We start from the raw sequence: 8,841 nt of genomic DNA, 5'->3' as shown, positions 1-8,841 counted from the left end.
ATTAAGAACTCGGTTTTCTTTATGCGGCAAAAACCCTGGCTTTTTAGCAAATACTTTTTCCACTCTACAGGTTATCCATAAAATTCAAAAACTAAAACTACCGTTCCACAAAGGTTTCAACTTCAGCATTCACGTAGCGAAAAAAATGGATAAAGTCGAGCTAAGAAGTCGGGGATTTGAGACTTACGATTTTATTTGTATATTGAGTGCCTAAGTACGTTGGTGCGAAAAAACTCAAGTATGTTACAAAAAGTAAATAATCTCAAAACCCTTACTAATGACAAATGACGAATGACAGCCTTAGCCAGTTAACTTTAATTGCGCCAACCTAATTACCTATCTTTGCCATTAATTCTTGACCTGTGGCTGCGAACCAGGAATCGTTACATCTATTGCTGTCACCTTTGGTGCTAACTGCGTCAGGGGCGGTTGAATAGCGTTTTGATTCCCCACTACTAGAGTCACAATATTTTCTGGCTTGAGATATTCTCGTGCTACCCGTTGCACATCAGCAGATGTCGTGGCGGCGACGGCTTTTTGATAGCGAAAGAGAAAATCAGCAGGATAGGCGTAATATTCGTATCGCATCAACCGTGATAAGGTTTGACTGGGGTCTTGAAAGTTGAATACAAAGGAGTTGAGTGTGGACTCTTTGGCAAAAGCTAGTTCTTTTGGTGTTACTCTTTGAATTTGGATCCGCTTGATTTCAGCTTGTAAGGCTTTAACAAACTGGACAGTAGCATCCGATCGCGTTTGTCCACCAGCAATAAACATCCCAGGATAATCGAAACGGGGACTCCAGTAGCCATAAACAGAGTAAGCTAAACCTTGGCGCGATCGCACTTCATTAAATAAGCGTCCACCAAATCCATTTAACACCCCATTCAATACATCCAGCGCCGCATAATCAGGACTGTCAAACCGTCCGCCTAAATGCCCAAGAAGTACACTACTTTGCGTCAGTTGTGGCTGATTCACAAAAAAGACTCCACCTGTATTAGCTGGCAAAACCTTTGGTAATGTGGGTTTTGCAATACCTGGGTTGCGGTTCCAATCGCCAAACTTAGCTTGAATGAGCGATCGCATTTTCTTGGAGTCAAAATCTCCCACAATGCCCAAAATCATATTATTGGGGTGGAAATATTGCTGATAAAAGTTGAGCAAATCCTCACGCTCAACCTGATCCACCGTTGCATACTCGATCGTGCGAGCATAGGGACTATCTTTCCCATAGATCAATTTCTTAAATTCTCGACTAGCAATACTATCTGGATCATCATTGCGACGAGCAATGCCACCCTTAGCTTGAGTCTTAGCCAAGTCTAACTTTTCTTGAGCAAATACAGGCGATCGCAGCACCTCAGCAAACAGCCCAAACACCGTTTCTAAATCTTCAGTGAGTGCGTCAAAGCTAGCACTACCAGAAGCTTCACTAATACTAGTTTCCACAGATGCTGCGCGTTGTTCCAATATTTCATTGAGTTGATCAGCCGAATGCTGCTTAGTTCCTCCAGTGCGCATCACCGCCCCTGTAAAACCAGCCAACCCAACTTTTTGTTGTGGTTCCAAACGATTCCCCGTCCGCACAAACGCCGTCCCATTCACCAAAGGTAACTCGTGATCCTCCATTAAATAGACAACCAAACCGTTTTGCAAGACAAACCGCTCATACTTGGGTAACTTAATCTCAGGTAGCGGTGGTAACTGCAACTCAGTATAATGCTTGGCCTCAGCCGTCGCCGCCAGAGAAAAATTACAAGTTAAAAGTAAACACACAAAAACAGCAACCAAAACATAAATCAGCCCCTTCCCATTTTGAACTTTGAATTGCTTACCCTTCACCTTAAACCTCTGCATATCTCTCCACCTTTGCGCCCTCTGCGCCTCTGCGGTTCGTTTTTTATCCTTCTTTCGACAACAACTTACCAATCGTGCGATTTTCCGGCGTAAAAGTCAGCTTTGCCACCCGCACAATATCAGCCGTCGTCACCGCCGAAATCTTATCCAACTGCTGAAACAAATTCCGCCAAGAGCCAGTTTTCACCTCATATTCCAACAATTGTTGAGCCATCCCCATATTGGAATCAAGAATACGTAACAAACCCGCCCGTGCTTGGGTTTTCACCCGTTGCAAATCAGCCGCCGCTACAGGCTCAGTTTTTAATTTGTCAATTTCTTGGCGCAAAGCCACCCCCAACTCATCAACTGTATGACCAGGAGCCGTGAGAGCATAGAAAAAGATCAGATTTGGGTACTTATCTCCAGGAAATCCACTGTAACCTTTGGCATTTAGCGCCAAACGCTGCTTTTCTACCAAAGACTTATACAACCGCGACGTACGCCCATCACTTAATAAACTGCCAATGATTTCATAGACTGGATTATCTGGATGGGTAATTCCCGGACGATGATAACCTTCTAAATACCAGGGTTGAGAAGGTAGGTGTAAAGTAACTTCTCGTGTTTGTTGTTGTGGCGGTTCCACCGGAATTTGTTCAACAGCTTTGGTTTTAGCCAGATAGCGGCCAAAATAAGCTTGTGCCAGTTTTTTCACTTCAGCCGGGTTAATATCTCCGACAATAGCGATCGCTAAATTACTTGGTACGTAGTGAATATCAAAAAACTTTTGGACATCTTCTGGTGTCAGATTGCGGATATCTTCGTCATAACCAATTACCGGACGCCTGTACGGATGGACTTTGTAAGCAGTATCAATAAATTTTTCCACCATCAATCCAATGGGTGAATTCTCCACCCGCATCCGTCGTTCCTCTAAAATTACATCTTTCTCTTTATAAAACTCACGACGAATTACAGGGTCAAGAAATCGCTCCGATTCCAATGACATCCAAAGTTCCAGCTTATTAGCAGGAAAGCTATACAAATAACGGGTGGCTTCGGTTGAAGTATTAGCATTTAAACCCACACCTCCCGCTTGTTCAACAATTTGCCCCAATTCATTTTGCTTGACTAGCTTGGCTGCTTGCGATTCCACTTGCTTAAACTCAGTTTCTAACCGAGCAACCTCAGCTTTTTTGCCATCGGCTTTAGCTACTTTAATTTTGGCATCCAACTGCTCCAAGGCTTCTAGTAGTGGTTTTTCTCTTTTGTAGTCTTGTGTACCAATGCGCGTTGTGCCTTTAAACGCCAAATGTTCGAGAAAGTGGGCTACACCAGTTTTACCATCTGGCTCATCCACTCCACCCACATTGGCATAGGTAAGAAAAGAAACCACAGGCGCTTGATGTCGTTCCAAGACAATGAATTTTAGACCATTGTCGAGACGAAACTCAGTTAACTGCTTAATCACTCGATCCAGATAAGGTTGGATCGAACTTTGAACTGGGGGAATTGGAGTTTTAGCTTCTTGAGAAAGTGCTGTCTGAGTTTGAGCCAAAGCAACTTCTGGTAGCAATCCCCACCAGAGGATGATCAAAGCTAACAAAGTGACAAACAACCGCCGCAATTTGACAGATACTTGATCCTGATTTTTCACCGCATCTGGAAAACCTCTCCCCTGCAAGGAGAGAGACTTTAAATTCTCCCCCTTCCCTACAAGGGAAGGGGGCTGGGGGGTTAGGTTAATCCTTAGCTTCTTTACATGACGTAAAAAATCAGATACTTGATCTGACCAATCCCAAATTGATCGAGTGAACTGGTTCATAAGCGAAAATTAAGATAAAGTTACATTACCTAAAAAATAGGATACTTAGCAAAAGGGCGTTAATCTTGTATTAAGCTTTGAGTGGCTCTTTGTACTTGACATTTAGACAATAATGCTACAAGTCCTGTTCCGGATATCTAACCATAACTGTTATGCGAGTTTTTAATTCTTCCCCACCATCAGAGGCTCAGACGCGCACCCGGATTTTACAAGCAGCACAAAGGTTGTTTGCCTCTCAGGGATTTGACGCTAGTACCACCCGCGACTTAGCACAAGCAGCAGGTGTAGCTGAAGGCACTCTCTTTCGTCATTTTCCCAATAAAAAAGCAATTTTGGTGGAAGTAGCCACGAATGGCTGGGTAGAGATTTTGACCGATTTGCTGACAGAATTAAGTGAGATGGGCAGCTATAAAGCCGTAGCTCAGGTGATGCGCCGCCGGATGTGGAATTTTCAAAAAAATGCCGATTTGATGCGTGTTTGTTTTATGGAGGTGCAGTTTCACCCCGACTTGCGCGATCGCATTCAATTAGAAGTGATTACCAAAATGACCGATGTCGGGGAAGCATTCTTTCAAACAGCGATGGATAAAGGCATTTATCGCCAAACTGATGCAAAACTCGTTGCCAAAGTTTTCTTAGGAATGTTTGCGATCGCAGGTTTTTCTAACAACACCCTCATAGAACCTGACGCCTCCCCCCAACAAATGCAGGAAATGGCAGAAGGACTCGCCGATATCTTCCTTAATGGTGTTTTAGTCAAAGAGTAGAGCATGGGGCATGGGGCATGGGTTATTAATTCTGCTCCCCTCATCCCCCTCATCCCCCTCATCCCCCTCATCCCCACTCCCCACTCTCCACTAAAATGCCGATTTGAGCAAAACGATCGCTCGAACCCACAGCATAATACTAATAGGCGCTCCAATGAGCATACCAGCGATCGCCCAGCCTCTCTGATGTGCCTTGAACTGTTCAATACTGCGCCACTGTCTACTTTTCCAAGCCAATTCATTACCTTTGGCACCAAGTGCGATCGCCATTAAACATCCAACTTGGGGTATAAAACAGAATAGACCATACCACACTTGATTCGGCCACATCCACAACCAAGGCATCAGAAACGCACCCCAATTCCAACCGAGAATTTCTTCTGGGACTGCTTCATTCTGATTATTTATCCCGCATCCAGAATTGTTGATTATTTCTTTTAGCGGCAAAAGTTGATTCTTGTTTACAGATTTGATCCTCAGCCCCGATTTGAGAGCATTTAACGCTTCGCTGGCATTAGTAAATCGGTTTTCTGGAGCAGGTTCTATCAACTTTTGTAGCCAACTGACAAAACTGGGACTGAGGTTAACTCGGTCTGTAAATTGCAGTCGCAAATCCTGCTGGGGTAAATCAGAGGGGGAAGTTCCAGTTAACAAATGAATTAAAGTCGCTCCCAATGCATAGAGGTCTGAAGCCGCAACCGCTCGACCACCAAATTGTTCCATTGGGGCATAACCATAAGTACCCACAACAGTAAAAGTAACGCCTTCTCTGGCTGCTTTATCTTGAACTGCGCCAAAATCAACTAAATAAATTCGATTATCTTCACCCCAGATTAAATTACTCGGTTTAATATCTCTATGTAACACCCCTGGATTCAACTCATGTAGATACGTGAGAATGTTTAAAACCTCATCAGCAATTTTTCTCGCTCGCTTTTCAGTAAACCTTTTGCCAACAGCAAGTTTTTCCTTGAGCGACTCACCAGGGATATATTCTTGGATTAAGCCAAACCAGAGTGTGCGATCGTCGATACAAAAATAATCTATGTATCGAGGGATGCGGGGATGATTTAGCTGTTTAAGTATTTGTGCTTCCCTCTCAAAAAGTTTCAAATCATCCCACTGCACAGTACCGCCAAAGGCCAAAAGTTTGACCACAACGGTCGAATTTTCACCATTAGAGGCTTGTAAATCCAATGCTAGCCAAGTTTGGCGAATTCCATTATTACCGAGTTGGCGCTGGATTTGATAACGGTTTTGTAATATCTGTTCTGGTTGCAGCATTGTTACACCTGCTGGCAGTTTACGCTGATGTGATTCCCTTACTATTCAAGGATAGTCATTATCTAGAAAAACTGTGGGAGCCTAATAATTTATTCAAAGCAGTTGAAGATTCCAATTTTGGGGTTATCTAGAAAAATAGTGCGAATTATTGTTCGCATATGTTATAAATGAAAGTAGATATTGAAAGTGGCCAAAAAAGCACAACCAAAAGAGATTATCATCTATGCCAATCAAGACGGTTACGAGCCGTTTGCAGAGTGGATGGATAATTTACGCGATCAACAAGGAAAACGACGCATACTGCAACGCCTACGCCGCCTTGAACAAGGTAATTACGGCGATGTTGCACCAATAGGAGATGGTTTAAGCGAGTTGCGAATGTTCTTTGGTTCTGGTTATCGCGTCTATTTCGGTGAAGATGCTGAAAATATTGTTGTCGTACTGTGTGGAGGCGACAAAAGCACACAGAATCAGGACATCGAAGATGCAAAAGCTTACTGGAAGGAGTACCTAAGCAGTGAGAAAATTTAGAACACTTGATGAATTTGAAGAAGAGTATTTCCGTAAGCACCCGGAAGAAATCGACGATTATTTGACCGAGATATTTCAGGAATATGCAGAAGACAACGATTCCGGCGCGTTGTTGGCATCCTTGCGCGTCGTTGCGCGTGTACGGGGAATTAGTGAGATAGCCGAGCAAATAGGCATGACACGCCGGGGATTGCAAAAAGCCCTATCCAGCAATGGCAACCCCCGCCTTGAAAACGTCAATTCCATCATGAAGGCGCTCGGATATTTTCTTACACCAACTACCACTAACCAAAGCAGTAGGAGAAACAGCAATATTAGCCAGAAGCTAGCACCAGCAAGAGTACCAACACCAGGGAAAATTTTAAGTCAAGAATTAGAAGCCCGTGGCTGGATACAGAAAGATTTGGCAGAAATTATGGGGCGTCCAGTTCAAAGCATCGATGAAATTATTCAGGGAAGCAAGCAAATTACACCTGAAATAGCTATCGAACTCTCCCAAGCCTTGGGTACTTCTCCAGAGTTTTGGACAAATCTTGAAGTAAAGTATCAACTTTATCTAGTAGGAAAACAAAAAGATGAGCAAGATATAGCTCGTAAAAGCCGATTGTATACAATTGCTCCCATCTCTGAACTAATCAAAAATAAGTGGATTCAAGCAACAGATTCGATTGATGACTTAGAGCGGCAAATCTGTAATTTTTTCGGCATATCTTCCTTAGATGAAACACTCCAGTTAGCCGTTAATTTCCGTTGTTCCGAGCATCGAGAGCCAGAGGAAACTTCTCGCATAGCTTGGCTAAAACGAGTTGAGAACCTAGCAAAACAACAAACCGTCGCTAGTTTTGAACGCAAAAAACTAGAGACTGCTATCCCGGAAATTCTTGCTTGTGCTAAAGAAGTAGAAAGTATCGTACTGATTCCTAAATTATTAGCAGATTTAGGTGTACATTTTCTAATTGTGCCGCACTTAAGCAAAACCTACTTGGATGGTGCAGCCTTTTATTTAAACAGCAATCCCGTTATCGCTTTGACATTGAGATATGACCGGATAGATTCATTCTGGTTCACCCTCATGCATGAGTTAGCACATATTGTTTTAGGACATCAAGGAGCTTATTTAGATAACTTAGATGCGTTAGAAGAGAACGATGAAGAAAGAAGAGCTAACGAAAAAGCCGCTAACTGGTTAATAAATTCTCAGACATTAAATGAATTTATTATCAGCAGTAAAAAAGCCTTTTCTTGTGAAGCGATTAAAGAATTTGCTCAAAATCAAAATAGACATCCAGGCATAATTCTTGGTCGCTTACATTATGACAAATTAGTTCATCATAAGAATCTAAGACCTTTACTCGTGAGAGTTAGCCCAATTTTTGGTAATTTTACAGATAATTTTTGCGATAGTAAGCTTGATATTCCGCAGATAATAGAGGTTCCCACCAATCACGATGATTGAGATACCATTCAACAGTTAAACGTAAACCCTCAGCTATCGTTACCGAAGGTGTCCAACCAAGCTGAGTTTTAATTTTGTTGGCATTAATTGCATATCTTCTATCATGTCCCTGTCTATCCTTGACAAAAGTAATCAACTCCTTTGCCGGACGCACTGGTAAATCAGGTGCTAATTCATCCATCAACTGGCACAAAAGTTGCACGAGGTTGATATTTTCTACCTCATTATTGCCACCAATATTGTATGTTTCCCCTGGTTGACCATGATTGATTACTACATCCAAAGCACGACAATGATCGCCCACATAAAGCCAATCGCGGACATTTTTACCATCACCATAAACAGGTAATGGTTTCCCTATCAAAGTGTTGATACACATCAGGGGAATTAACTTTTCGGGGAACTGATAAGGGCCGTAATTATTAGAGCAATTTGTGATAATGGTTGGGAGTTGATAAGTATGGAAATAAGCACGCACTAAATGGTCACTACCTGCTTTGGAAGCTGAGTAGGGACTATTAGGAGCATAGGGCGTAGTTTCAGAAAAAGCTGCGTCATCTGGCCCCAGACTACCGTATACTTCATCAGTAGAAACGTGTAGAAAACGATAATTGGATGGCTGTGCTTTTGCCTCCCAATGTTGCCGAAAAGCTTCTAGCAGGGTGAAAGTTCCTACCACATTAGTTTGCACAAAAGCAGCCGGCCCAAGAATCGAGCGGTCAACATGAGATTCAGCAGCAAAATGGGCGATGATATCTATATTTTCGGTTGCTAGTAACTCGTCTATGATGGTGCGATCGCAAATATCCCCGTGTACAAACCGAAAATTCTCTCCTTTATCAACCAGCGCCAAATTCAGACGATTCCCCGCGTAAGTAAGAGCATCTAACACCACCACCCGGTCATTTGGATAAACCTGACACCAATGATGAACAAAATTCGCCCCAATAAACCCTGCACCGCCTGTAACTAATAATCGCCTACTCATTGACTTCCCTCTCTTGTCTTTCTATTCTCAGCGCCAGAAGCGATTGTTTTAAGTAAGTAAGTCGGTGAAAATAAATCAAACTATGTGACGAAACGTAAATTTTTATCTTATAATTACGTCTACTTACTTAATTATTCCCGCCCAGCTACTG

At 42.7% G+C, this 8,841-nt stretch carries 8 protein-coding genes; 4 read left to right on the top strand and 4 right to left on the bottom strand.

Annotated elements, in window-relative coordinates; all coding sequences use genetic code 11:
* The coding region (locus LC605_RS17520; protein ID WP_229548794.1) for a hypothetical protein at positions 1-214 on the top strand (214 nt) is incomplete at its 5' end.
* Between the two features lie 134 nt (positions 215-348).
* Here LC605_RS17520 and LC605_RS17515 read toward each other — a convergent pair.
* On the bottom strand, positions 349-1,857 hold the full coding sequence (locus LC605_RS17515) for a pitrilysin family protein (RefSeq protein WP_229548793.1): 1,509 nt from the start codon (positions 1,855-1,857) through the stop codon (positions 349-351).
* Between the two features lie 43 nt (positions 1,858-1,900).
* A complete protein-coding gene (locus LC605_RS17510; RefSeq protein WP_229548792.1) occupies positions 1,901-3,496 on the bottom strand; it encodes a pitrilysin family protein in 1,596 nt (531 codons plus the stop codon).
* 320 nt (positions 3,497-3,816) lie between these two features.
* Here LC605_RS17510 and LC605_RS17505 point away from each other — a divergent pair, with 320 nt between their 5' ends.
* Complete coding sequence (locus tag LC605_RS17505) at positions 3,817-4,431, top strand: TetR/AcrR family transcriptional regulator (RefSeq protein ID WP_229548791.1); 615 nt, start codon at positions 3,817-3,819, stop codon at positions 4,429-4,431.
* A 90-nt stretch (positions 4,432-4,521) separates the two neighbouring features.
* Here LC605_RS17505 and LC605_RS17500 read toward each other — a convergent pair whose 3' ends face one another.
* Complete coding sequence (locus LC605_RS17500) at positions 4,522-5,715, bottom strand: serine/threonine-protein kinase (RefSeq protein ID WP_229548790.1); 1,194 nt, start codon at positions 5,713-5,715, stop codon at positions 4,522-4,524.
* A 219-nt stretch (positions 5,716-5,934) separates the two neighbouring features.
* Between LC605_RS17500 and LC605_RS17495 the strand changes: the two genes are divergently transcribed.
* Both LC605_RS17495 and LC605_RS17490 read left to right on the top strand, forming a co-directional pair.
* Positions 5,935-6,246 (top strand): type II toxin-antitoxin system RelE/ParE family toxin, encoded by a 312-nt coding sequence (locus tag LC605_RS17495; protein WP_369010359.1) that lies wholly within the window; start codon positions 5,935-5,937, stop codon positions 6,244-6,246.
* Positions 6,233-7,702 carry an addiction module antidote protein gene (locus LC605_RS17490; RefSeq protein WP_229548789.1) on the top strand — a complete coding sequence of 490 codons (1,470 nt, stop codon included), beginning with the start codon at positions 6,233-6,235 and terminating at the stop codon, positions 7,700-7,702. The genes LC605_RS17495 and LC605_RS17490 overlap by 14 nt, the downstream gene beginning before the upstream one ends.
* On the opposite strand, the gene rfbB is transcribed toward LC605_RS17490, so the two are convergent.
* Positions 7,629-8,690, bottom strand: a complete 1,062-nt coding sequence (gene rfbB / locus LC605_RS17485) for a dTDP-glucose 4,6-dehydratase (RefSeq protein ID WP_229548788.1) — start codon at positions 8,688-8,690, stop codon at positions 7,629-7,631. The two genes, LC605_RS17490 and rfbB, sit on opposite strands and share 74 nt — an antisense overlap.
* Positions 8,691-8,841: the final 151 nt, after the last annotated feature.

This window comes from Nostoc sp. CHAB 5836 (assembly GCF_020829445.1).
Lineage (GTDB): Bacteria > Cyanobacteriota > Cyanobacteriia > Cyanobacteriales > Nostocaceae > Nostoc.
The sequence above is the reverse complement of the archived record's forward strand: the minus strand, read 5'-3'. Positions and strand labels throughout refer to the sequence as shown.

Bases quoted from the DNA above. Each gene is read 5' to 3' on its own strand.
- LC605_RS17500 (WP_229548790.1), bottom strand. From the start codon at position 5,715: ATGCTGCAACCAGAACAGATATTACAAAACCGTTATCAAATCCAGCGC.
- LC605_RS17505 (WP_229548791.1), top strand. From the start codon at position 3,817: ATGCGAGTTTTTAATTCTTCCCCACCATCAGAGGCTCAGACGCGCACC.
- rfbB (WP_229548788.1), bottom strand. From the start codon at position 8,690: ATGAGTAGGCGATTATTAGTTACAGGCGGTGCAGGGTTTATTGGGGCG.
- LC605_RS17515 (WP_229548793.1), bottom strand. From the start codon at position 1,857: ATGCAGAGGTTTAAGGTGAAGGGTAAGCAATTCAAAGTTCAAAATGGG.